Below are 22,299 nucleotides of genomic sequence, written 5' to 3'. Positions count from 1 at the left end.
TCGCTGATTGCTAGCGTGGCGCTATGAGCCACAGCACCAGCGCCTACACCGATGACCTGCGCCTGGCGCATATGATCGCCGATTCCGTGGACGCCAAGACGATGTCCTACTTCTCCTCCATGGATTTCGAGGTGGAGACCAAGCCCGACCTCACCCCGGTCACCGAGGCCGACCGTCAGGCCGAGGAGCTGATCCGCGGCCAGCTCAGCCGGGCGCGGGGCCGAGACGCCATCCTCGGCGAGGAGTTCGGCTCGACCGGATCCGGTCCGCGCCAGTGGATCATCGACCCGATCGACGGGACCAAGAACTTCATCCGCGGCGTGCCCGCCTGGGCCACGCTGATCGCCCTGGTCGACGACGGCGAACCGGTGGTCGGGCTGGTCAGTGCCCCGGCACTGGGCCGGCGCTGGTGGGCGGCCAAGAACGGCGGCGCCTATACCGGCAAGTCCCTGGCCTCCGCCAAGCGGCTGCAGGTCTCGAAGGTGCCCAAGCTCGAGGACGCGTTCTTCTCCTACTCCTCGCTCGCCGGGTGGCGGAAGATCGGTCGCAGCCAGAACTTCCTGGAGCTCACCGAGACCGTCTGGCGCACCCGCGCCTTCGGCGACTTCTGGTCCTACTGCATGGTCGCCGAGGGTCAGGTCGACATGGCCGCCGAGCCGGAGCTGAGCCTGCACGACATGGCGGCCCTGGTGCCGATCATCCGCGAAGCCGGCGGCGTGTTCACCTCCTTGGACGGTGAGCCCGGATGCACCGGCAGCAACGGGCTGGCCACCAACGGCCTGCTCCACGACGCCGCACTGGGCGCGCTCGCGGCAGACCGCCCCGCGCCCTTCTGAGCCCGGCCCCCGCTGCTGGACTCAGTACCCAGGCCCGGATGCTCGGCTCTGCGCCCAGGCCCGGATGATGGGCTCCGCGCCAGATCCCCGGGCCGCCTCCTGCCCGACCCACTTGCAGTTTTAGGTGTGCCTAAATCATACTGTGGGCATGCGCACCACCCGGGTCCCCACCGCCATCGCCGGGGTGCTCTGCGTCCTCGGATTGAGCAGCTGTTCTGCGGCGGGCTCCGGGACGCAGGACCCCTCCGCTGAGAACGAGCGCCCCGTGGTGCTGACCAGCTTCTCGGTGCTGGCGGACATGACCGAGGCCGTGGGCGGAGACCTCGTGGACACCCGCTCCATCACCCCGCCCGGCGCGGAGGTCCATGAGTACTCCCCCACTCCCGGTGATCTGCGCGACGCCGCTGCGGCGGATCTGATCTTCTTCAACGGGCTGGGCCTCGAGGCCTGGTATGAACAGTTCCTGAGCCACTCCGCGGCGGAGGTGCTGACCCTGACGGAGTCCGTCGAGACGCTGCCGGTCACCCGGCTGCCGGGAGCCTCCGCCGCCGAGACCGCCGAGCTGCCGGTCAACCCGCATGCCTGGATGTCTCCGGCCCAGGCGATGGTCTATGTGGAGAACATCGAGGCGGCGCTGAGCGAGCTCGCTCCGGCTCATGCCGCCGCATTCGCCGAGAACGCGAAGAGCTACCGCGAAGAGATCCAGGCGATCTGGGACCGGGCGGAGGAGCGGCTGGCCGGACTGCAGGAAGACGGTGAGGTCCATCTGGTGACCTGCGAAGGTGCCTTCAGCTATCTGGCGGAGGACCTGAATCTGGGCGAGCATTATCTGTGGCCGCTCAATGCCGAGGATGAGGGTAGTCCGCAGCAGGTCGAGGCCCAGATCCGCTACGTCCAGGAGCACCAGGCGCCCACCATCTTCTGCGAGTCCACGGTCAACGACTCCGCCCAGCAGCAGGTCGCCGAGACCACCGGCGCCACGCTGGGCGAGCCGCTGCATGTGGATTCGATCACCGAGCCCGACGGTCCGGCCCCGAGCTACCTGGAACTGCTGGAACACGATCTTGACCTGATCCTCGAAGGAGCCCAGCGATGAGCCCAGACGCACTCCCCGGCCCGGCCCGGACGCACACCGCACCCCCCGCCGTCGTCGTCGACCGGCTCAGCGCCGGCTACCCCGGCGTCCGGGCGTTGGACGAGGTGAGCATCACCGTCGACTCCGGAAGCATCTGCGCGCTGCTGGGCGCCAACGGGTCCGGGAAGTCGACCCTGTTCAAGGCGCTGCTGGGACTGCACCGTCCCACCGCGGGAACGGTGCGGCTCTTCGGCCACGAGCCGAGCACGGCCCGACGGCGCAACCAGGTCAGCTATGTGCCCCAGCACGATCAGGTCGACACCAGCTTCCCGGTCAGCGTGGAGCAGGTGGTCATGATGGGCCGCTACGGGCATATGGGCTTCACCCGACGCGCCCGCCCCGCCGACCAGCAGGCCTGCGACCAGGCGCTGGAGGAGGTGGGCCTGAGCGAGCTGCGCCGACGCGGGATCGGTGAGCTCTCCGGAGGACAGCGCAAGCGTGCCTTCCTGGCACGCGCGATCGCCCAGCAGGCTCCCCTGATGCTGCTCGATGAGCCGTTCGCCGGGGTGGACCGCGGCTCCGAGGAGCTGATCAGCACGGTGCTCAGGAGGCTGCGCGACGCCTCCGGCACCACCGTGCTGATCTCCACCCATCACCTGGCCGGTGTGGAGGACCTCGCCGATGAGGTCGTGCTGCTGCACCAGCGGGTGCTCGCCGCCGGGCGCCCGACGGAGGTGCTCACCGAGGAGCAGATCGGACGCAGCTTCGGCGCCGTGCTGCGTGAGACCGGCTGAGATGCCCGACCAACTGACCTGCGGGGCCGAGCGATGAGGGAGACACAGCGATGAGGGAGACACACTGATGTGGGAGCTGCTGACTCAACCGATGGAGTTTCCCTTCATGCAGCATGCACTGGCGGCGGCGATCATCTCTTCGGTGGTCTGCGCGCTGCTCTCCTGCTGGCTGGTGCTGATGGGCTGGTCGCTGATGGGCGAGGCGGTGGCGCACTCGATCCTGCCCGGGATCGTGCTGGCCCAGATCTTCGGGCTGCCGATGGCGCTGGGCGCGTTCGTCTTCGGGATGCTCGCGGTGCTGCTGATCGGCGGGATCAGCGGCGGATCGACGCTGAAGCATGACACCTCCATCGGGGTGGTGTTCACCTCGCTCTTCGCCCTGGGCCTGGTGCTGATCTCCAGGACCCCCAGCGAGACGCACCTGACCCATATCCTCTTCGGCAACGTGCTGGGCATCTCACAGCAGGACCTGTTGCAGACCGCCGGCCTGGGCCTGGCCACCGTCGCGGTGCTGCTGGCGCTGCGGCGCAGCTTCGTGCTGCTGGCCTTCGACAAGGTCCACGCCCACACGATCGGGATCTCCTCCGGGGCACTGTCGATCCTGCTGCTGGCGCTGCTCGCGCTGACCACGGTGACCTCGCTGCAGACCCTGGGGATCCTGCTGGTGGTCGCTATGCTGGTGGTGCCAGGCGCCACCGCGCTGCTGCTGTGCCGCCGGTTCGGCCAGATGCTCGCCGTGGCCGCGACCAGCGCGGCGATCTCCGCGCTGATCGGGGTCTACGCCAGCTACTGGCTGGACATCTCCACCGGCGGCTCGATCGTGCTGGCGCAGTCGGGCCAGTTCGCGCTGGCCTACCTCTTCGCCCCGGTGAAGGGGATGATCCCGCGGCTGCGACAGCGGCGGCAGCGGCCGGCTTCGGACCGGGTGAGCCCGACCCGCCCGATCGATACCCTCCTCGACGTGAAGGACCCTATCTAGATGACCCCCCGGACCTCAGCACAGGGCCGTTCCACCGCGATCGATACCGCCACCACCTCGGTCGAGGACTACGCCAAGACCATCTACGGCCTCGCCGAATGGGACGGCGCCTCGGTGACCGCCTCGGCCCTGGCCAAGACCCTGGGCGTCTCGAACCCCTCGGTCTCGCTCATGATGCGCAAGATGTCCGAGCTGGGTCTGGTGGAGCACAGGCCCTATGCGCCGCTCGCCCTGACCGAGGCCGGTCGTCAGCTGGCCCTGGCCATGGTGCGCCGACACCGCCTGATCGAGACCTGGTTGGTGCGCGAGCTGGGCTATGGCTGGGAGGAGGTCCATGAGGAGGCCGAACGGCTCGAGCACGCCGTCTCGGAGATCTTCGTGGACCGCCTCGATGTGCGCCTGGGCCATCCGCGGGTGGACCCGCACGGGGATCCGATCCCCGGACCGGATCTGCAGCTGGACTATCCGGAGACCCAGCTGCTCTGCCGGGTGCCGGCCTCGGTCCAGGTGCGCCTGGAGCAGGTCGACGACGCCGTCCCGGACGCGCTCTCGACCCTGGACACCCACGGGGTGCCCCTCGGCGCCCAGGTCACGGTGGCGGCCACGACGGATGGCGCCGTCGTGCTGACCACCGACGGCCCGGGAGGACAGAAGGGCTCGGGGACCTCCTCGGCGGAGAACGGTGACAGCCCGATGGGGGCGAGCATCCGGCTGCCCCATGAGGTGGCCCACGCCATGCGCGTGAGCGTGGTCCGCTGAGGCCGCCCGGCACGCACGTATCCTGTACTGGTGTCTTCCTCCGAATCCAGTGCCGCCGGCCAAAGGTCACGTCCGGGACGCCCGGCGACGCCGCTGCCGGTGCTGATCCTGCTGGTAGGCCTGGCCGGCGCCTGCGGAGCACTGATGCGGCTGCTGATCGGAGAGCTCATCCCCGAGCAGGGCATGAAGTTCCCGTGGACCACCCTGGCGATCAACCTCAGCGGCTCCGGACTGCTGGGGCTGCTCATCGGTGCCGCGATGTCACGACCGCGCACCCCGGACTGGGTGGTGCCCACCTTCGGCACCGGGCTGCTGGCCTCCTATACGACCTTCTCCGCGGTGATCCTCGCCGTGATGCCCTCGATACCCGGTTCGGCCTACGACGGTCTGGCGGCAGTGACCTACGTCAGCCCGGGCGCGATGGAGATGCTCACCTACCTCCTTCTCAGCATCCTGGGCTGCACGGCGGCGGCGGCGGCGGGACTGACCATCAGCCGGGCGCTGTTCGGTCAGCTCGGCGCCGAATCCGCCGACCTCGGTGTGAGCAGCGAGGGTCGCCATGACTCCTGAGATCAGCCTCACCATCGCGCTCGGCGTCGCACTGGGTGGCTCCGTGGGCGCTATCGTGCGCTTCCTGCTCGATCGGTATCTGCGCGTGGGACTGCTGCTGGCGAACACGCTGGGCTGCTGCGTGCTGGGGTACCTGCTCGGGGAGCTCACCTGGCTGAGCGAGAACGGCGTGGAAGAGCCCGAAGGCCTGTTCTCAGGTCCGGTGTCCACGGTGCTGATCTTCGGTCTCCTCGGCGCGCTCAGCACCTTCGCCACCGTCTCGGTGCGAGCGGCCCAGACCTGGATGGCTGGCCGTCACCTGCGAGCTGTGGGCACCTGGGCCGCCCACGTGGGCTTCGGCTTCGCTGCGGCCGCCCTGGGCATTGCGCTGTCTCGAATGTCGGGTCTATACTGAAAAGTCCGCTCGTGAGCAACATGCGAGGGGAAGAGGTCCGAGTGGCCTCATTGACAACACAATATGGGGACGATCGGTTTCGACGATCTGAGTTGATCATGGTGAAGCGGGTCGAGGATGCAGAGTGACCTCGTAAATACTTCTCTGCAAAACAATAAGTGCCGAAACTAAGCGCACTGACTTCGCCCTCGCTGCCTAAGCAGCGACGCGAGTCTGTCAGCCTGGGTCTGCTATCGACCCAGATCCTGGCATCAGCTAGATAGCCACTGGTTCCAACTCCTCGTCGTGGGGAGTTGGGTCGACAATTCACACGACTGGGCCCGTCAGCCGCCTGTCTGCGTGACGGCTGGGGCCGAGAAAATCTATCAGCAGACTGCACCCGGAGAAGCCCATGTGAATCCAGATCGGACGCGGGTTCGATTCCCGCCGTCTCCACAGATTGCCCGAGCAGGCTGAGCCTGCTCGGGCATTTTTGTGCCCTTTTCCCGGGTCAACACTGGGATCTGGTCCATTGGCTGCAGGATCAGGCTGTACACAGAAGTGGACACTGATAGACCCGCGTGCACTCCCGTTAGTGCACGCAGAGCGCACGGAATGCACACATGGCAAAGCGTCCAGACTTCGGAACCGTCCGGAAACTGGCCAGCGGAAAATTGCAGGCAACGCACATCGGTCCCGACCGTCAGCGCCATAGGGCCTGCCGCATTAACAGGTGACAGTTAATGTCACGCCGTGAGGGCGACGCCGGTGTTCATAATCGCTTCGTACTCCACTGGGGTCAATCCCGAGAGACGCTTCTGCCGTCGGCGGCGGTGGTAGGTCCGCTCGATCCAGGTCACGATCGCGATCCGCGGCTGATCCCGGGTCTGCCAAGACCGTCGATCTAGGACGTTCTTCTGGAGCAGCGAGAAGAAGCTCTCCATCGCTGCAATTCCCCCGGCGGTGCCGACTCGGCCCATCGATCCGACCAGGTCATGCCGGTTCAGAGCACGCACCAGTTTTCTGGCTCTAAACTGCAATCCGCGGTCGGGGTGGAACACGCACCCCGCCACGTCACCGCGCCGGGCACGATCAGCTGTCCTCGTTGGATGTCGCAGATGACCCGGTAGGTGCCGACTCGGTAGACCCAAAAGCCGTCGCCTTCACATATCAAGGCAGGCGACCAAAATGTATCCAAAAGTTGCTATTACATGTTCGTCAAGCAAGGCTTACTGTAGCCTTCGGCACGTGTTTCAGGAGTCGTTGCTCCGATAATATTGAACGGCAGAAAATTCCAAACTGAATGCAAACGGTAAACAGGCATCTATAAATACGGCCATATTAACGTGGTTTATTACTGAGATTTCTGAAAGGAATCCTCTCGATGTCAAGTACAACCGTTCCGCTCGTCGCCGCTGCGTTCACGCTTTCTTTGCTCTTGCCGACGACCACATTGATCGCGCCTCCGACCTCCCCAGCAGGCGTTACCGGGGCTGATGAGGTGGAGGAGGTCTTGGCAGCGACCCCTGGAGCTCCCGCTTTGGCCCAGGGGTCCACTCTCGCTGAGGAGGGCTTGGTCTGGGAAGACGACGGCATAGTCACCACCGTTCCAGGTGATCCCTCAAACCCGGCAACGATCAATATCGACGGAGAGATGGAGATAGGCCTAGGGGTGTCTGCAAGCACGGTTCTCGGAGAAGGTGAATCTACCCCGGAGGGGACCACCGTGTTCCCCGTGGAGGGGTCGGCTGACGCGTACGCGTTGCAAGTCCTGGACGGTGGGTCCATTAGCCTCAGTGCAGTCACCACATCGCCACAGTCGGACCATAGCTCTGCCTATACGCTGACCCCAGGGGTCGTTCCAGTTGTGCAAGACACGGGTGCAGTGGCCCTCTATGAAGACGATGTATTGGTAGGAATCGTTGAACATCCTGAAGCGCACGACCAAAACGGGGACGTTGTCGATTCGTCGTACTCGGTGGTAGAAGGTGAGTTGGTCCAGACGGTATACCCCACTGCGGATACCGCGTATCCACTAGTCTCCACCGCAGCTGTCGGTGCATTTCTTACAAGAGGCGATTACGTGCACGTGACTCGAGGTCAGGCGTCGGGACACGGTTGGTGGGTCAGAGGCTCCTCGCCGGCGCTCACGGCGAAGGTGACCGTTCAGCTGCAGTACAAGCCAAAGCAGAACTCAAGTTGGAACAACCGGGGGACCGCAGGCGTCCGGGTCATTAAGCCCGGTACTGCAAAGCGCGCGAATGCGCGGATCACATGCCGATCTACAGCGAGCAAGCAGTGGCGAAGCTGGGTAGACGTCGATCTCATCGGATACATAGACACGCCGGAGAAGGCCTACACGGGTGCCCGCACCCTGCGGTGCACTCTGTGACTCCAGATCGTGACCCATTCATCGTCAGCATTATGGGTTCCGTGCCGGTGTCCGGGGCCGTGGCGTCGGCAATACATTCCGGTGAACTGGAATCTGATGGCGCATTCGCCTGTTTCGCCGGGACGATTCATAGCCTGGCACCAGACACCACAAGCGAAGAAGAGGTCCAGCCCCACGAGGGATTCTGGAACTTCGATGGGCTCTCCGCAGCCGACCTGATCTCTGGAGAACTCGGTTGGTTCCAAGCGGGGGTTTACACCAAGTCGACTGTGCCGCTGCCCGTCGCATTGCTAGTCCATGCCGCCTCACGCTCGATCGAGCAGTTGGGGAAATATGACCTCGGTGGAATACGGATGCAGCTTCCAGCGGCAACACACGCCATGAGCGATTCTGTCCGACAAGACCTTCTTGACCAGTTCACGGGACTCGCCGAGGTGAGGTCACACACAACCGCGACGGTCAGGATTCTCTTTTCAGAGAAGCGTCGCCAGTGGGTCGATAGTACGACCGACTGGTTCGCTCGAACTCATATTGAGCCATTCACCTCCGTGGCGATATCGAGTGCCTCTGCAAAGGAGAGCTTTGATAATCGATGGAGCCTCAGATCCCCCGAACACCTCGGTACCATCACCTTCACCACCCCTGAATGGTCACCAGCAGCAGCGGCGGCATTGATGCTGCTCGTTCTCGAAGCTACTGATAGATCAGGAATCCACGAGACCTTCATCGTCGAAATCCGCTCCAATTAGGTGCCGCGAGTCGAGCACGGTGCCTCCGGTCGTCCCTTGCTCGATCAGGAGGTGCCCACCAGGGGCAGAAAGAACTGCGTAGCTGAACCATGGATGAGTGCGTCGCGCGGACCTCGGGACCGTGGCTGGTGCTCGGTGGATCTCGCTACTCTGAACGACGGACGTCGGCTCAATCTCAGGCAACGAAGATGCGTGCCGCCGCAGGTCCCGCCGGACCCGTCTGCTCGAGTGGCCCGTCGCGGAGAAGCACTGCCGGGGTGGAGTCGTCGAGTTCAGGGTTCAGCCCGGAAAACCAGGCTTGGATGAGTGAGGTGGGATGATGGTGGAGCAGTAGTGCCGCAATGAGGTAGGCGCCGCGGAGCCGAGCCATCGTGGCGGCCGAGGGATGGCGTTCCCCGTCAACCCAGTGACGAACCGCACGGGTCTCCTCAGCTGGCCCAATGTCTGCCACGAGCTGAACCCCCAAGCCCCCCGAGCTTGCGGACAAGGTCAGGATCACTGAGCTGGACAGAGTCACGATGAGCCTGACGATCGGCTGGTGTGGGTTCCGTCGGGGGCACGAGTTCAGCGTGTCATGGCTCGGGCGACTGGGAAACGGTCAGAACACACCGAGAAGTCGGGGCGTTTGAGGCCGCAGCAATCTGCCCACCGAGCTCACCGGCGGTCTCGGCGCCCAACAGGTCGATGGCCGCCGCCTCGTCGTAGGAGACCACCCCCTGCTCGTCATCGACGACCAGCATGTCCTCAAACATCGTCTGCAGGGCCGAAGACAGCTCCTCGGCGTCGATGGCCTCCTGCTCGACCGCCAGCGATGACGACGCTGTCAAAGGGGCAGTGGCCGGCGCGGCCGCTAAGCCTGCTCGGGCATCTCTGTGCCCTCATGCGGACCCGGCGCGCCTCTGACCGCGTCCCCGTTGTGTGAACCGCAGGCCTGTCCTCCAGCGGCCCCCAGCCTCGGCCAGGGCGGCCGGACGCATGGGTGGAGCACCGCTCAGAAGTCGCGAGCCGATTCCGCCATCGGCCCACCCACGCGCACCAGGTGGACGCGCCGCAGCAGCCGGAGCGTGGGACGGACCATGAGCAGCAGGCTGCCGGCGAGGAACAGCCAGGTGCCGGCGGTCATCGTGGACTCCGAGAAGAAGAACACGCTGCCCACGGTGAAGGCCAGCGCGATCAGGAAATCGTTGGCGATGCTCAGGGTCTCGTAGCGTCGCCGGATCACCAGTTCCTCGTGGCCGACGCGCAGCACCAGATCGGGATCGGTCATCGCGCCAGGATAACCCCAGCTCCAGGGACTCTGCGAGACTGCATTGCTCAGCCCGTCCTCGGGAACTCGGAGTAGTATCCGGCAGGTCCCGTCTTTCTGCGAAGGAGCCCGATGAGCACCCCCTTCTACCGCCCCCTCTCCCCCACCTGCGGCCTCAGAGTCTCCCCGCTTGCGCTGGGCACCCTGCCCTTCGGCGGGGACAACGGCATGAGCCATATGGGAAACCTCGGCCCCGACGAGGCTGCCGTGCTGCTGGACCGCTCGCTCGACGCGGGGATCAACCTGCTGGACACCGCGAACCTCTACTCGGGCGGCGTCTCTGAGGAGGTCCTGGGTGAAACCCTGGCGCGCAGCGGCCGCTACGACGATTTCCTGATCACCACCAAGGCCCGGATGGTGATCGGAGACGGCCCCAACGACGGTGGCGCCTCCCGCTGGCACCTGCTCAACGAGCTGGACAAGTCCCTGCACCGACTGGGCCGTGATCATGTCGACCTGTTCTATCTTCACCACTGGGACGGGGAGACTCCGTTGGAGGAGACGCTGCAGACCATGGATGGCCTGGTCCGCGCTGGCAAGATCCGGTACTACGGGGTCTCGAACTACACCGCCTGGCAGCTGATGAAGGCCCTGAAGGTCTGTGAGGTCAACGGCTTCATCAAGCCGGTGGTCCAGCAGATCCACTACTCGCCGTACTCCCGCGAGGCCGAATACGAGATGATCCCCGCTGGGATCGATCAGGGCATCGGCACCCAGGTGTGGAGCCCTATGGGGATGGGCCTGCTCAGCGGCAAGTACCGCCGGGACCGGCGCCCCGAGTCGGGGGCCCGGATGGTCGACGGCGATGGCTCCGAGATGCGCGTCGCGGACTGGGAGAAGCTCTACCACGTGGTCGACGTCCTTGACGAGGTGGCCCAGCGCAAGCACGCCACGATCCCTCAGGTCCTGCTGGCCTGGCTGCTGAAGCGTCCCGGGGTCACCAACCTCGCCGTGGGTGCGCGCAGCCTCGAGCAGTGGAACGACCTGCTCGGCACCTTCGAGCTCGCGCTGGACGCGGAGGACGCCCAAGCCATCGACGACGCCGGCCGGCCATCCCTGGCCTACCCGTTCTGGCACCAGGCCGATATGGCCAGTGAACGCATGAGCGCCGCAGACCGGTCGATCATGGCGACCACTAAGCGGGAGATCGCCGCGAAGATCGGCGAATAGTCAGCTGACGTCCAGCTCCCAAGGACAGGACCTAATGGTCCTTTGACTATTGTGGAGACCAAACACTACGACAGATTGAGGTGTCAGATGACGACCGACCAGAACCGGCCCGACGATTCCAAGCAGCCCCATGAAGGTGCCCACACCGAGGTCAACGGCGGTCAGCCGCTGGACACTCCGCCGCACCAGCGCGACGGCGGGAACCAGAGCAGTCACGGTGAGCATCACCGCGATGAGGTTGCACGCAACCCCGGGTTGGATCCCGAGCCGACCGAGACGCCCGGTCTGGAGTCCGGCGGCGGCGTGAAGCCCGGCGATACTCCCCCCGATTCGAACTCCGCCACGGCTTCGCCCCAGCAGGATTCCCCGACGAAGCCGCCGAAGTCCAACCTGGTGATGACCGGGGCGATCATCGCGATCGTCGTGGTGGTGCTGCTGATCTTCGTGGGCTACATCGCCGGCCTGCTCGACTGAGCAGCGCAACCGCGCGGCAGTGACTCAGCCCACCGAGGATTCGGTGGCGCAGAGGCTCAGGACGACCGCAGGTTCCGGTAGCGCATTGCGCGCTGGGCCTCGCGGTTGTCCTGCTTCTCTTTCAGGGTGTGCCGCTTGTCGAACTCCCGCTTGCCGCGGGCGACGCCGATCTCGACCTTGGCCTTGCCGTCCTTGAAGTAGAGCGAGAGCGGCACGATGGTCAGGCCCGGGTCCTCGATCTGGCGGGAGATCTTCACCAGTTCCTTCTGGTGCAGCAGCAGCTTGCGCTTGCGGCGCGCAGAGTGGTTGGTCCAGGTGCCATTGAGGTACTCGGGAATGGTGACCTGCTCGAGCCAGAGCTCACCCCCGCTGGAGAAGCCGCCGAAACCGTCGGTGAGGTTCGCGGTGCCTTCGCGCAGCGACTTCACCTCGGTGCCGGTGAGCACCATTCCGGCCTCGTACTTGTCGAGGATCTCGTAGTCGTGCCGGGCACGGCGGTTCGTGGCCACGACGCTGTTGTTGGGATCGCGCTGTTTCTTCGCGCCCTTCTTCTTCGCCACCGTGTCACCTCCGCGCTGGGTCGCTGATCTCGGCGATCTTCTGCAGTGGCCAGAAGAGCCGACCTTCGATCATACACGCAGGTATCGGCGCACCGTGACCCATGAGGCGACGATCGCCAGGACCACAGCGATCGCCAAGAGCCCCGGCATGATGATCCAGGCCTCGGCGGAGTCGATGAAACGGATGCTCGGGACCTGTCGGGCCATCCACTGGCCCATGACGAACTCCGCGACCACCCAGGTGGCCGCGCAGGCAAGCACGCCACCGATCAAGGCAGCGATCACGCCTTCGAAGACGAACGGCATCCGGATCATCGATTTGGAGGCGCCGACCAGCCGCATGATTCCGGTCTCGCGGCGCCGGCTGAAGGCGGAGAGCCGGATCGTGGTGGCCACCAGCAGCAGCGCACAGACGATCATCACCCCGGCGATGATCAGAGCGACCATGGTGAGCCCGTTGAGGATGCCGAAGATCTGATCGAGCACCTCCTGCTGATCCGCCACGGTCTCCACCCCCGGTGCGGAGCCGAACAGCTCGGTGACCACCGGGAACTCCTCGGGCTCGTGCAGCAGCACCCGGTAGGACTCCGGCATGTCGGCGGCGGTCAGCGACGCGGTGCGCGAGTTCTCCCCGCGGGTGTCCAAGAAGTCGTCCAGGGCCTCCTGCTGGGTCTCGTGGCGATAGCTGGCCACATACTGGCTGGCCGCGCCGTCGGAGAGCGTGTGCTCCAGGGAGTCGCGCTGATCTGCGCTCACCGCTCCGGTGGGACAGGAGGATTGCGGGGAGTTCTCGGTGCACAGGAACACCGAGAGCTCCAGGCGATCATAGAAGTCGTCGGTCATCTGGTTGACCTGGGTCTGCATCAGCGCGGCGGATCCCACGAACGTCAACGAGATGAAGGTGACCAGGATGACGGAGGCGACCATGGCAACGTTGCGACGCAGCGAGCTGAAGGTCTCACCGAGCATGTAGAGGAGGCGGTTCATCGGTCTCTCCTCAGTCGGCGCATGATCGATCGGCGTGCACGAGGCAGACCCAGTTGTTCGGCGGTCCTGCGCGCCTCGGTGGAGGTGGACTGTGATGCCGAGGACTTCGGCGGGGACACCGGGCGGGGTTCCTCAGGCTCGGACGGGAGCTGCGGTTGGGTCTCAACCTCGGGCCCAGGCTCGAACTCTGACTCGCGCGCTGGCTCTGGCACTGGCTCGGGCTCTGGTGTGAGGGACTCCTCCGGCAATGTCACGTGCTCCGGGCGTGAAGCCTGTTGCGTGAAGGGCTCCCGCGTCGGGGGGTCCAGCGTGAAGGCCGGCCGGGCGGGCTGCCGTGCGGCAGCCTGCGACCCGGCGTCCTCGTCGGCATGCGCGAGCCAGGAAAGCCGCGGGCGGGCCGGCTGACCGGACCCGGGGGCCACCGGGTCCAGTGCATCGCCGTCGGACCCGGGGGCCGAGGGCGTCGGCTGTTCCGACTGTGACTGGTCCGGTGCGGCGAAGGGGGTGACGTCCGGCTCGGACACGGCGGGAAACTCCCCGGTCAGCGCTTCCTCAGTCGAGATTTCCTCGTACAGCGATCCCTTGTCCAGCGGTTCCTCGTTCAGCCACTCCTCGGTCGGCCAGTCCCCGGTCAGTCGATCCCCGGTCGGCGGCTCCATCAGCCCGCGGTCGGCATCCTCAGGTTCGAGGTGATGATCGCTCGGGGTCTCCTCCGCCGTATCAGGCTCGGTTTCGTGCGCGGGTTCCGCCGCGAGTTCGTCCTCGGGCACGCCCCCTGGTCCGTCCTCGATCTCGGCATAGCCGTCCTGCTCCAGGTCCGGCATCTCGGTGCCGTCGAAGTCCCCGTGGAGCTCCGGGACGTCGTGGCCCTGAGCATCGTCGCGCAGGTGCTCCGGCCAGGTGACCTGGAGACCGACATCTTCGACCGGTGCGGGGTCCTCCTCGGCAAAGTCCTGCTCGTGCTCGTGCTCGTGCTCGTGCTCGGAGGGATGCTCCGCGACCGGCTCCTCCTGGTGGGCCTCGTCGTCGAGATCCAGCGCGGCGAGCTCCTCGGTGGAATCCACCGGGGCGGTCTCCCGGAGCACCGGGTCCTCGTCGTAGGCCAGCACCGAGGGGTCTTCACCGGGGGCCATCACCTGGTCCTGAGGATGATCACCGACGTGATCGATCGCGTCATCCCGGGACTCCACGAAGTCGTGGTCCTCGGTGTCGGGCTCCCAGGTGTGGTGTTCCTGTGTCTGGTGTTTCTGGGCCTGGTCTTCCTGACTCTGGTGTTCCTGACTCTGGTGTTCATCGCTGCTGCCCATGACGGGGAGCATGCCGGTCTTGGCCGGGGCCGGATCATGGGCGCGCAGTCCCGATTCGCTCTCCTCACGGGCCAGCACGTCCCAGGCCTCGGAGCCCTCGGGGGCGTCGTAGGAGCCGTGGGGCTCGTCGCGGACCACGCGGCCGTGGTGCAGCTGCACCACCCGGGTCTCGGCCTGATCGACGATCGCTCGGTCGTGGGTGGCCATGATGACGGTGGTTCCGGAGGCGTTGATCCAGCGCAGCACCTTCATCACCTCGGCGGAGGCGCGCGGGTCCAGGTTGCCCGTGGGCTCGTCGGCCAGCAGGATCGCCGGGTCGTTGACGATGGCGCGGGCGATGGCGGCGCGCTGCTGCTCGCCGCCGGAGATCTCATGCGGATAGCGCTTGGCCAGATGGGCGAGGTCGACCTTGTCCAGGACCTTGGTGACCCGTTTGCGGATCACGCTGCGCTTGGCGCCCAGGACCCGCATCGCGAAGGCGACGTTGTCGAACACGGTCTTGTCCGGCAGCAGCCGGAAGTCCTGGAAGACCATGCCGATGCTGCGCCGGAAATCCGGGACTCGGCGGTCCAGCATCAGCCCGAGGTTCTGACCGGCCACGGTGACCTTGCCGCGCTGGGGCAGGCCTTCGCGCAGGATCATCCGCAGCAGGGTGGATTTGCCGGAGCCGGAGGCCCCGATCAGGAAGGCGAAGTCTTCGCGGTAGAACTCCACCGTGACGTCATCGAGTGCGGGCCGCCCGCCTGCTTCGTAGCGACGGGTGACCTGTTCGAATCGGATCATGGATCAGTCGTCCTCGGCCGCGGTCTCGTTGCGCCAGCGGATTCCTGTGTCGATGAAGCCGTCGATGTCGCCGTCGAGCACCGCCTGGGTGTTGCCCACCTCGTGCTCGGTGCGCAGGTCCTTGACCATCTGGTACGGGTGCAGCACGTAGGAGCGGATCTGGTCACCCCAGGAGGCCTTGATGTCTCCGGCGAGCGCCTTCTTCTCGGCGGACTCCTCGGCCTTCTTCAGCACCAGCAGCCGGGACTGCAGCACCCGCATCGCGGCGGCGCGGTTCTGGATCTGGGACTTCTCGTTCTGCATCGAGACCACGGTGCCGGTGGGCAGGTGGGTGATGCGCACGGCCGAGTCGGTGGTGTTCACCGACTGTCCGCCGGGCCCGGAGGAGCGGAAGACGTCGATCTTGAGGTCGTTCTCGTCGATGTCGATGCTCTCGGTGCCTTCAAGCAGCGGGATGATCTCGACGGCGGCGAAGGAGGTCTGCCGGCGGCCCTGGTTGTCGAAGGGGCTGATCCGCACCAGCCGGTGCGTGCCGGCCTCGACCGAGAGGGTGCCGAAGGCGTAGGGGGCGTTGATCTCGATGGTGGCGGACTTCAGCCCGGCCTCCTCGGCGTAGGAGGTGTCGAGCACCTTGACGTTCCAGCCGCGGCGTTCGGCCCAGCGCGTGTACATCCGCAGCAGCATCTCGGCGAAGTCTGCGGCGTCCACGCCACCGGCGCCGGAGCGGATGGTCATCACGGCGTCGTACTCGTCGTACTCCCCCGAGAGCAGGGTGACGATCTCCAGGGACTCCAGCGCCTTGTGGATCGAGGCGACCTCGCGGACGGCGTCGTCGAGCACCTCGTCGTCGCCCTCTTCCTTGGCCATCTCGACCATCATCTCGACGTCGTCGATCCGGGTCTCGAGCCGCTCCAGGCGCTCCAGCTCGGACTGCCGATGACTGAGCTCGGAGGTGACCTTCTGCGCGTTGGCCTGGTCGTCCCAGAGGTCTGGCGCCACGGCCATATCACTGAGCTCGACGACCTGCGCCTTGAGCTTTTCAACGTCGGTGACCTCCGTGATGCGGCGCAGCGTATTGCGCAGGTCACGAAGTGCGGTGGGGAAATCAGTCTCAGCCATAACAGGACTACAGTACCGTCGTCTGCGCCCTCACCGGTCGAGGCTCACCCGGGCATGGGACTCCGCTGTGATCGACCCCCTTGTTTGAGCACCCGACGGCCGTGGGATCGATCGCAGGAAGCTGGGTTGACGGGTGAGGCGCCCGGCCGGACGTCAGGGGGCATCGCGGCGGCGCTTGAGCCATCCGTCCAGGATGGACCATCCCCATAAACCGACCACGCCGAACCCGAGCAGGATCCCGAGAGTGCGCAGCGTCTCTGCTTCGAACACTCCAGAGTCGAGGAATTGTGGACTCACCAGGGTCCCGCGCACCAGCAGGTTCAGGATCAGGCTCACGAACACCAGCCCGAGCACGGTGTTGGCGACCGCCAGTCGAGCGTCCCACCGACCCCGCCGCTGCAGCACCACCGCGAAGATCGCGTGCAGCGCGATCAGTCCCAGCAGCCAGGGCCAGAGGGCGGTGTTCAGAATCGGAAGCGCCTCGCCGTCGACCAGAGCCAATCCACGGAATCGGTCCCACAACACCGCGCCGGCGGCCAGCCCGAGGAAGACGAGTGTGGCGATGAGCTCCGATCTGGCGCTGTCTGCCCCCGGCACGGGAAGTTCGTCGGGGTCCCAGCCTGCGTCGATCGCCACCCCGGAGCGTTCGAGGATGAAGAAGACCAGGGTGACCCAGAAGCTGAGATGCACGATCAACGAGACTCCGACGGTGATCGAGGCGCTGAGGATCGCGCCGATCCCGGCCCCGTCGAGCGTCTGTCCCAGGGCGACTCCTCCTGCCGCGCAGATCGGCACGAAGGCGAGCAGGGTCCGGAGCAGACGCCACCAGGTGAGGTAATACCGTGGTCCGATCAGATGGAGCGGGCGGTGCGCGTAGCCGGCGGCCAGACCGGCTGGGTCGCCGAGGTCGGTCAACACGGCACGTTCGGCCGTGGTCGGTTCCTCCCCGCTGTCGACGCGGCGGGCGATCGCCTGGCCGATGGACGCTTCGAGGTTGGCCCGGGACTCTTCCCGCACCTTCGGGGGCAGATGTCTGGTCGCGGCGATGGTGTACCGCTCGGTCAAGGTGGTGTCCATCAGGGGCCCCTGCCAGCAGGTGATGTATCGGAGCTCCATCGTCGCGCCTGGCGACCCCGGAAGGTAAGGGTCAGCCGCTCACCGGTTGAGACTCACCCGGGCATGGGACTCCACTGTGATCGGAACCTGGGCCGGCAGGATCACCGAGACCAGCGGCAGGTCCACGACGGCGGCCAGCTCCACGTGCGCGGTCTCCCCCGTGTCGGTGACCCAGGTCCGCGAAACGGCCAGGTCGCTGAAACGACGATCGGCTCCGGAGACGGCCAGATAATTCTGCGCCTGAGCGAGCACCTGGTCACTGTTGACTCGCGGGCCGGCACCGGAGGCACCCTGTTCAGCTGCCTGCGCGGCGGCCGAGGCGGCACCATCGGCGGCAGAGAGCAGCTTGCGGGCCTCCAGGTTCACCGCGGTGGCGCCTGCCATGACCGAGACGAGCAGCAGCACCACCAGCAGCATCCCCAGGATCAGGATGCTGGACTGTCCGGCGTCCTCCTGCTCCAGCCGCCGCAGCTTCACGGCGCTGACCCCGCTCTGTCGGGAACGAACCTCCACACTCGTGTGTCTCGGGCCTCTCAGGCCTCCTATGCCTCCTGGGCTTCTCAGGTTCCTCGGGGTCGTCAGGTTTCTCGGAGTGCCCGGAGCGCTGATGGGCATCTCAACCTGCCTGGACCTGGGCCGAGGTGGAGGAGACCGTGACCAGGGTGGACCGCCAGCTCCCGAACTCAGGGATCAGCGGCACCGGGACCCGGACCTCCACGGTGAAGGCGACCACGTCGCCGTCGTCCTCGCAGCTGCCTGCAGGGCAGGACATGGTGATCTCCGCCTGTTCGGGGCCGATGCCGAAATCGGCCAGCGCCGTCGTGACCGCAGCCTGGCTTCGGGCTGATCGCTCATCCGACCCGAGGTCCTCTCCGCCCAGGACATACATCCGGGCCGCCTGATCGGAGGCACCCAGGCTGGCATAGGCGGCGGCCTGGACCGCCGCAACGCCCAGAATGAAGTAGATGACTGGGATCAGGACCAGCACGGCGAGCATGATGAACTCGACCAGGCTGGAACCCGACTCGTCGTGACCCTGACGCAGCCCCCGGGCGAGGCGCTCACTCAAAGTCATAGGCACTGCCTGTCACCTCGAGGCTGCCGACCCCCGGGAACAGCCCCAGCACCGGTACCTGAGCCTGGACCGTGATGCGCAGCGTCTGGCCCTCCGATTGGGCCACGTATTCGTAGCCCACCCCTTGGGCGTAGCGCGAGGAGATCGAGGATTCGATCAGGTCGCGGGTGCGTTGAACCCCGTCGCTGGCCGTGCGGTCCTCCAGCACGCCGAAGCGGGCTCCGGTGGACGCGGCGTCGATCAGGGTGTTGCGCACGTGCACCATCAGGGTCAGCTGGAGGATCGCGAAGCTGAGCAGGACCAGGAGCGCGGAGACCATGGCGAACTCAGCCGTGGCGGCGCCGCGCTCCTCGCCTGTCGGTCGGACCCGCGCACGGCTCAGCGGACCGTGCGGATCAGCGCGAGACCTGGTTGATGGCATCGTTGAACAGTCCCTGCAGGGCTGGTTGAGCGATCGCGAGCAGCCCTGCCACCAATACGGCGCTCATCAAGGTGATCATCACCCAGCCGGGCACGTCACCCCGCTCCTCCTCTTTGAGAACGACTGCGGCGCAGGCCGCCTGGTCAACGATCTTCTCGATGTGCAACATGTTCTACCCCTAATCAGTGGTGTGGTTGTTCGGGTGGTGCAGTGGTGGACTCTTCTGGGCGGCGGTGGGTCAGATCCCGATCTCCAGCAGCGAGAGGCCCGGGTAGATCGCGAAGAGCACCGTCAGCGGCAGCACGCCGAAGACCAGCGGCACCAGCATCCCGATCTCCTTCTTCCCCGCGGTCTCGATGAGCTCGCGCCGGGCGAGCTCCCGGACATCCAGAGCCTGAGCGTGCATGACCTCGGCCAGAGGCGTCCCGCGCTCCATCGCCACGATGACGCCTTCGAGAAACCGGGAGATCGGCGCCGAGCCCACCCGGGTGGACATCTGCTTCAGTGCCGTGGAGAAGCTGGTCCCGGCCTGGGTCTGATGCAGCACCCGGGTCAGCTCAAAGGCAAGTTCACCGCGCGCCAGCCGTCCCACGCGGGAGAATGCTCCGGGAGCGCCTTCCCCGGCGCTGACCGCCAACGCGATCATCTCCGCGATGGTGGGAAACTCTGTGAGCATGCGCGCCTGTCTGCGCCGGATCTGACTGGTGAGCAGGTTGTCGCGCAGCGCGACGCCCAGCCCAGCCAGCCCCAGGACGATGACCGAGGCCGAGAAGCCGTTGAGGCTGCCTGCCCAGACACCCAGCAGGCTCGCCAGTGTTCCCAGCAGGGCGCCGAGGACCCCGAGACCAAGCTGCTGGAGGCGATAGTCATTGGGACTGACTCTCGAATTGGCCTGCTCCAGCCGATGACTGAGCTGTTGGGTGTCGAGACTGAAGCGATCGAGCTGACCCAGCACCTGCCGAAGCACCGGGGCCATGATCTTGGCTATGACGCCCAGAGCGCGAGTGGGTTCCGAGACCGAGTCTGCGAGCGCGAACCGGGAGTCCGTGGAGCGGAGATACGGTGCCACCCGAGCCGAGAAGCTCGGCTGGTTGTTCACCGGCAGTGCGCGCAACATGGTCACCAGCCCCAGGCCCAGGCCGAGCCCACAGATCAGCACCCAGCCGAGGATCGCCTCATTCACGCGAGCACCCGCGCTTCCGGGGGCAGGGCACCTATGCGGAGCATCAGGCGGTAGCAGACCAGGGACACGATGAGCCCGGCACCTAGCACGAGCATGCCGGCTGCCCCGCGGTATGCCTCGGCCGCCTCCGGCTGGAGGGAGAGCAGCAGCACCACGATCCAGGGCGCGGCCACCGCGAGCTTCGCGGCGTTCACCGTCCAGGACTGGCGAGCCTCCAATTCGCCGCGCGTCCGGGCATTCTCGCGCAGGAATTCGGCCAGGGTGCTGAGCAGCCGGCCCAGATCCGAGCCACCTACTTCGCGGGTGATCAGCAGGGCCGCTACGATCCGGTCCCCCACGGGATCGGCGAGGCGCAGCTTCAATCTCTCCAGCGCGACCCCGAGGGTCTGCCCGGCTCGATAGTCCTTCGCGAACTCCAGAAACGGTTCACGCAGCGGCTCCGGCCCCGAGGTGCTCAGTTGGATCAGCCCCTCCGGCAGGGACATCCCCGATCGGACGGCCGACCGCAGGTGATCCACCGCATCAGGCCAGATGCCGCGCAGCAGGGCGCGGCGCTTGCCCGCCTGCCAGCGCAGCGTCAGCACCGGCACCGTCCCGGCGAAGAGCGCGAAACACAGCGCCACCGGAACCGCCGCGGTGAACACCAGGATCGCCAAGAAGGCTGCGACCGCGCAGACCAGGACCGCGGTGAGTACCCCGGTGACCGGAATCTTGGGATGCCCAGCCTCATCAAGGAGCTTCCGCAGCCTCCGACGGCGTGTGCGTACGGCCCCAGGGGCTCCGGGTGGACGGGACCAGAAGGACGCGTAGATCAGCAGCAGCCCGAACCCCAGTCCCAATCCCAGCAGCAGACTCATCCCGGCATCCCTGCCCGGGCGAATCTGGCCCGGTGCTCCCGCGAGAGCTTGGGGAGATCGAAGACCGCTGACTCGGTCACCTCCAGCTTGCCGTCCGGCGCGTCGAAGAGCAGCGTCGTCTCGATCGTGTCAGCTTCGACTCGGCTGCCCACAGCCAGAATCTGTCCCACATGCCGACTGCCGTCACGCTCCCGGACGCAGTGAACCACCAGGTCCAGACAGGACGCGACGGTGGGCAGGATGAAGCTGCGGGAGATGTTCTCACCTGCCAGGAGCGGGAGGGTGCAGATCTTGGTGACCGCGTCCTGGGCGCTGTTGGCGTGAACGGTGGCCATTCCCGGCAAGCCTGCATTCAGAGCGATCAACATGTCCAGGCTCTCGGCCTCGCGGACCTCCCCGACGATGAGCCTGTCGGGGCGCATGCGCAGCGCCTCCTTGACCAGCCGGCGCAGAGGGATCGCGCCCTCGCCTTCAAGGTTGGACTGTCGACACTGCAGCCCCACCACATCACGCAGCGGCAGCTGAAGCTCGAAGATCTCCTCGACCGTGATGACCCGCTCTCTCGGGCCGATTCCCGAGGAGAGACAGTTCAGCAGGGTCGTCTTGCCGGACTGGGTCGCGCCCGATACGAGGATATTCAATCCACTGTCTACGCACCCGCCCAGAAACTCGCCAGCCTCCACACTCAGAGACCCCCTGTGGACCAGGTCCTCGAGCGTATGGGCTCGCGCGATGAACTTGCGGATATTGACCGCCCAATGGCGCCGGGTGATGTCGGGGATCACGACGTGCAGGCGCGACCCGTCCGGCAGGGTCGCGTCGACAAACGGTGAGGACAGATCCAGGCGGCGACCTGAACTCTTGAGCATCCGTTCCACGAGGTCGCGGACGCGCGACTCACTCAAGGTCAACGAGGTCAGTTCGGACCGGCCCGCCCTAGCCACGAACACCGCACTTGGGCTGTTGATCCAGATCTCCTCCACCGAGGGGTCCTCGAGAAGCGGCTGGAGCTCCCCGAAGCCGGCGAGTGCATCCACAAGGTGTTTGACCGCCTGCTGAACCGGGCCGATGAGGGGCAGCGCGGTCACCATCGACCGACGGTCGTACTCGACGACGGCGGCCTCGACCAGCTCCCGAACGCCCGTAGGATTTTCCGCAGGATCGAGCCCGCGGTGCCGGATCTGTTCCCGCACCTCGTCTTCAACGATCGTCAAAGCATCCACAGGCTCGGCCTCATCCCTGATTCCAGTGTGGTGAGCTCACGATAGCCAGCTCCTCAGCAGGTGACCAGCGATTGTTCACATCCTGTGGAAAATAGGCGGTGATCACAGGTCCTCCACAGCGGGCAGGCGCTGACCGGGCGGTGGTTCATGCTGACATAGCCTCGATGCAGCACACCCCACGACGGGGCGTC

The 22,299-nt window shown here is 66.1% G+C and carries 26 protein-coding genes, 1 other RNA gene and 1 pseudogene; 13 read left to right on the top strand and 15 right to left on the bottom strand.

Features of this window, described 5'->3' with window-relative positions; genetic code table 11:
• Nucleotides 1-23 precede the first annotated feature (23 nt).
• The 9 genes from hisN (at nt 24) to I2487_RS15840 (ending at nt 6,123) form a co-directional block, all read left to right on the top strand.
• Complete coding sequence (gene hisN, locus I2487_RS05330) at nt 24-836, top strand: histidinol-phosphatase (RefSeq protein ID WP_207170923.1); 813 nt, start codon at nt 24-26, stop codon at nt 834-836.
• 148 nt (nt 837-984) lie between these two features.
• Nucleotides 985-1,932, top strand: a complete 948-nt coding sequence (locus tag I2487_RS05325) for a metal ABC transporter solute-binding protein, Zn/Mn family (protein ID WP_207170922.1) — start codon at nt 985-987, stop codon at nt 1,930-1,932.
• A complete protein-coding gene (locus I2487_RS05320) occupies nt 1,929-2,705 on the top strand; it encodes a metal ABC transporter ATP-binding protein (protein ID WP_207170921.1) in 777 nt (258 codons plus the stop codon). The genes I2487_RS05325 and I2487_RS05320 overlap by 4 nt, the downstream gene beginning before the upstream one ends.
• Nucleotides 2,706-2,811: 106 nt before the next feature.
• Entirely contained in the window at nt 2,812-3,684 is an 873-nt protein-coding gene (locus I2487_RS05315; RefSeq protein ID WP_255545964.1) for a metal ABC transporter permease, read from the top strand.
• Complete coding sequence (locus tag I2487_RS05310) at nt 3,685-4,443, top strand: metal-dependent transcriptional regulator (protein WP_207170919.1); 759 nt, start codon at nt 3,685-3,687, stop codon at nt 4,441-4,443.
• Nucleotides 4,444-4,473: 30 nt separating this feature from the next.
• Nucleotides 4,474-5,013: a CrcB family protein gene (locus I2487_RS05305; RefSeq protein WP_207170918.1), complete on the top strand. Its 540-nt coding sequence runs from the start codon at nt 4,474-4,476 to the stop codon at nt 5,011-5,013.
• Nucleotides 5,003-5,407: a fluoride efflux transporter FluC gene (locus I2487_RS05300; protein WP_207170917.1), complete on the top strand. Its 405-nt coding sequence runs from the start codon at nt 5,003-5,005 to the stop codon at nt 5,405-5,407. The genes I2487_RS05305 and I2487_RS05300 overlap by 11 nt, the downstream gene beginning before the upstream one ends.
• 65 nt (nt 5,408-5,472) lie before the next feature.
• Nucleotides 5,473-5,845: a transfer-messenger RNA gene (gene ssrA, locus I2487_RS05295) on the top strand.
• A 164-nt stretch (nt 5,846-6,009) separates the two neighbouring features.
• Complete coding sequence (locus I2487_RS15840; RefSeq protein ID WP_518523699.1) at nt 6,010-6,123, top strand: hypothetical protein; 114 nt, start codon at nt 6,010-6,012, stop codon at nt 6,121-6,123.
• A gap of 9 nt (nt 6,124-6,132) precedes the next feature.
• Here the strand turns inward: I2487_RS15840 and I2487_RS05290 are convergent.
• Nucleotides 6,133-6,474 (bottom strand): annotated as a pseudogene (locus I2487_RS05290) (IS3 family transposase); the annotation flags it as partial.
• A 296-nt stretch (nt 6,475-6,770) separates the two neighbouring features.
• Here I2487_RS05290 and I2487_RS05285 point away from each other — a divergent pair.
• Together I2487_RS05285 and I2487_RS05280 are read left to right on the top strand one after the other, a co-directional pair.
• A complete protein-coding gene (locus I2487_RS05285; protein WP_255545963.1) occupies nt 6,771-7,778 on the top strand; it encodes a hypothetical protein in 1,008 nt (335 codons plus the stop codon).
• On the top strand, nt 7,775-8,527 hold the full coding sequence (locus I2487_RS05280; RefSeq protein ID WP_207170915.1) for a hypothetical protein: 753 nt from the start codon (nt 7,775-7,777) through the stop codon (nt 8,525-8,527). Before I2487_RS05285 ends, I2487_RS05280 begins: the two co-directional genes overlap by 4 nt.
• Before the next feature lie 572 nt (nt 8,528-9,099).
• Here the strand turns inward: I2487_RS05280 and I2487_RS05275 are convergent.
• Both I2487_RS05275 and I2487_RS05270 read right to left on the bottom strand, forming a co-directional pair.
• Nucleotides 9,100-9,354: a hypothetical protein gene (locus tag I2487_RS05275; protein ID WP_207170914.1), complete on the bottom strand. Its 255-nt coding sequence runs from the start codon at nt 9,352-9,354 to the stop codon at nt 9,100-9,102.
• Nucleotides 9,355-9,518: 164 nt separating this feature from the next.
• Nucleotides 9,519-9,794, bottom strand: a complete 276-nt coding sequence (locus I2487_RS05270) for a YrhK family protein (protein WP_207170913.1) — start codon at nt 9,792-9,794, stop codon at nt 9,519-9,521.
• 111 nt (nt 9,795-9,905) lie between these two features.
• Here I2487_RS05270 and I2487_RS05265 point away from each other — a divergent pair, with 111 nt between their 5' ends.
• Both I2487_RS05265 and I2487_RS15475 read left to right on the top strand, forming a co-directional pair.
• Nucleotides 9,906-11,003 (top strand): aldo/keto reductase, encoded by a 1,098-nt coding sequence (locus I2487_RS05265; RefSeq protein WP_207170912.1) that lies wholly within the window; start codon nt 9,906-9,908, stop codon nt 11,001-11,003.
• An 87-nt stretch (nt 11,004-11,090) separates the two neighbouring features.
• Complete coding sequence (locus tag I2487_RS15475; protein WP_255545962.1) at nt 11,091-11,477, top strand: DUF6480 family protein; 387 nt, start codon at nt 11,091-11,093, stop codon at nt 11,475-11,477.
• Nucleotides 11,478-11,533: 56 nt separating this feature from the next.
• Here I2487_RS15475 and smpB read toward each other — a convergent pair whose 3' ends face one another.
• The 12 genes from smpB to I2487_RS05200 all read right to left on the bottom strand — a co-directional run bounded on the left by smpB (nt 11,534) and on the right by I2487_RS05200 (nt 22,108).
• Entirely contained in the window at nt 11,534-12,037 is a 504-nt protein-coding gene (gene smpB, locus I2487_RS05255) for an SsrA-binding protein SmpB (RefSeq protein WP_207170911.1), read from the bottom strand.
• Between the two features lie 69 nt (nt 12,038-12,106).
• Complete coding sequence (gene ftsX / locus I2487_RS05250) at nt 12,107-13,024, bottom strand: permease-like cell division protein FtsX (RefSeq protein WP_207170910.1); 918 nt, start codon at nt 13,022-13,024, stop codon at nt 12,107-12,109.
• Nucleotides 13,021-15,114 (bottom strand): cell division ATP-binding protein FtsE, encoded by a 2,094-nt coding sequence (gene ftsE / locus I2487_RS15470; protein ID WP_255545961.1) that lies wholly within the window; start codon nt 15,112-15,114, stop codon nt 13,021-13,023. Before ftsE ends, ftsX begins: the two co-directional genes overlap by 4 nt.
• Before the next feature lie 3 nt (nt 15,115-15,117).
• Nucleotides 15,118-16,233 carry a peptide chain release factor 2 gene (gene prfB, locus I2487_RS05240; RefSeq protein ID WP_207170909.1) on the bottom strand — a complete coding sequence of 372 codons (1,116 nt, stop codon included), beginning with the start codon at nt 16,231-16,233 and terminating at the stop codon, nt 15,118-15,120.
• A gap of 153 nt (nt 16,234-16,386) precedes the next feature.
• Nucleotides 16,387-17,310: a hypothetical protein gene (locus I2487_RS05235; protein WP_207170908.1), complete on the bottom strand. Its 924-nt coding sequence runs from the start codon at nt 17,308-17,310 to the stop codon at nt 16,387-16,389.
• 78 nt (nt 17,311-17,388) lie between these two features.
• Complete coding sequence (locus tag I2487_RS05230) at nt 17,389-17,862, bottom strand: pilus assembly protein TadG-related protein (RefSeq protein ID WP_207170907.1); 474 nt, start codon at nt 17,860-17,862, stop codon at nt 17,389-17,391.
• A gap of 103 nt (nt 17,863-17,965) precedes the next feature.
• On the bottom strand, nt 17,966-18,424 hold the full coding sequence (locus tag I2487_RS05225; RefSeq protein ID WP_207170906.1) for a hypothetical protein: 459 nt from the start codon (nt 18,422-18,424) through the stop codon (nt 17,966-17,968).
• Nucleotides 18,411-18,845 (bottom strand): TadE family protein, encoded by a 435-nt coding sequence (locus I2487_RS05220; RefSeq protein WP_207170905.1) that lies wholly within the window; start codon nt 18,843-18,845, stop codon nt 18,411-18,413. The genes I2487_RS05225 and I2487_RS05220 overlap by 14 nt, the downstream gene beginning before the upstream one ends.
• Nucleotides 18,820-19,014, bottom strand: a complete 195-nt coding sequence (locus I2487_RS05215) for a hypothetical protein (RefSeq protein ID WP_207170904.1) — start codon at nt 19,012-19,014, stop codon at nt 18,820-18,822. Before I2487_RS05215 ends, I2487_RS05220 begins: the two co-directional genes overlap by 26 nt.
• A 69-nt stretch (nt 19,015-19,083) precedes the next feature.
• Complete coding sequence (locus tag I2487_RS15705; protein ID WP_207170903.1) at nt 19,084-20,028, bottom strand: type II secretion system F family protein; 945 nt, start codon at nt 20,026-20,028, stop codon at nt 19,084-19,086.
• A complete protein-coding gene (locus I2487_RS05205) occupies nt 20,025-20,885 on the bottom strand; it encodes a type II secretion system F family protein (RefSeq protein ID WP_207170902.1) in 861 nt (286 codons plus the stop codon). Before I2487_RS05205 ends, I2487_RS15705 begins: the two co-directional genes overlap by 4 nt.
• Entirely contained in the window at nt 20,882-22,108 is a 1,227-nt protein-coding gene (locus tag I2487_RS05200; protein ID WP_207170901.1) for an ATPase, T2SS/T4P/T4SS family, read from the bottom strand. The genes I2487_RS05205 and I2487_RS05200 overlap by 4 nt, the downstream gene beginning before the upstream one ends.
• Nucleotides 22,109-22,299: the final 191 nt, after the last annotated feature.

Origin of the sequence: Nesterenkonia sp. E16_10, assembly GCF_017347085.1 — a bacterium.
Lineage (GTDB): Bacteria > Actinomycetota > Actinomycetes > Actinomycetales > Micrococcaceae > Nesterenkonia.
Note: the sequence above shows the minus strand (reverse complement) of the source record. Positions and strands in the feature narration are given on the sequence as shown.

Bases quoted from the DNA above. Each gene is read 5' to 3' on its own strand.
- I2487_RS05325 (WP_207170922.1), top strand. From the start codon at position 985: ATGCGCACCACCCGGGTCCCCACCGCCATCGCCGGGGTGCTCTGCGTC.
- I2487_RS05310 (WP_207170919.1), top strand. From the start codon at position 3,685: ATGACCCCCCGGACCTCAGCACAGGGCCGTTCCACCGCGATCGATACC.
- I2487_RS05205 (WP_207170902.1), bottom strand. From the start codon at position 20,885: ATGAGTCTGCTGCTGGGATTGGGACTGGGGTTCGGGCTGCTGCTGATC.
- I2487_RS05270 (WP_207170913.1), bottom strand. From the start codon at position 9,794: ATGACCGATCCCGATCTGGTGCTGCGCGTCGGCCACGAGGAACTGGTG.
- ftsX (WP_207170910.1), bottom strand. From the start codon at position 13,024: ATGAACCGCCTCCTCTACATGCTCGGTGAGACCTTCAGCTCGCTGCGT.
- I2487_RS05300 (WP_207170917.1), top strand. From the start codon at position 5,003: ATGACTCCTGAGATCAGCCTCACCATCGCGCTCGGCGTCGCACTGGGT.
- I2487_RS05220 (WP_207170905.1), bottom strand. From the start codon at position 18,845: ATGCCATCAACCAGGTCTCGCGCTGATCCGCACGGTCCGCTGAGCCGT.
- I2487_RS15475 (WP_255545962.1), top strand. From the start codon at position 11,091: ATGACGACCGACCAGAACCGGCCCGACGATTCCAAGCAGCCCCATGAA.
- I2487_RS05320 (WP_207170921.1), top strand. From the start codon at position 1,929: ATGAGCCCAGACGCACTCCCCGGCCCGGCCCGGACGCACACCGCACCC.
- I2487_RS05285 (WP_255545963.1), top strand. From the start codon at position 6,771: ATGTCAAGTACAACCGTTCCGCTCGTCGCCGCTGCGTTCACGCTTTCT.
- I2487_RS05225 (WP_207170906.1), bottom strand. From the start codon at position 18,424: ATGACTTTGAGTGAGCGCCTCGCCCGGGGGCTGCGTCAGGGTCACGAC.
- I2487_RS05265 (WP_207170912.1), top strand. From the start codon at position 9,906: ATGAGCACCCCCTTCTACCGCCCCCTCTCCCCCACCTGCGGCCTCAGA.
- ftsE (WP_255545961.1), bottom strand. From the start codon at position 15,114: ATGATCCGATTCGAACAGGTCACCCGTCGCTACGAAGCAGGCGGGCGG.
- prfB (WP_207170909.1), bottom strand. From the start codon at position 16,233: ATGGCTGAGACTGATTTCCCCACCGCACTTCGTGACCTGCGCAATACG.
- I2487_RS05315 (WP_255545964.1), top strand. From the start codon at position 2,812: ATGCAGCATGCACTGGCGGCGGCGATCATCTCTTCGGTGGTCTGCGCG.
- I2487_RS05235 (WP_207170908.1), bottom strand. From the start codon at position 17,310: ATGGACACCACCTTGACCGAGCGGTACACCATCGCCGCGACCAGACAT.
- I2487_RS05215 (WP_207170904.1), bottom strand. From the start codon at position 19,014: ATGTTGCACATCGAGAAGATCGTTGACCAGGCGGCCTGCGCCGCAGTC.
- I2487_RS15840 (WP_518523699.1), top strand. From the start codon at position 6,010: ATGGCAAAGCGTCCAGACTTCGGAACCGTCCGGAAACTGGCCAGCGGA.
- hisN (WP_207170923.1), top strand. From the start codon at position 24: ATGAGCCACAGCACCAGCGCCTACACCGATGACCTGCGCCTGGCGCAT.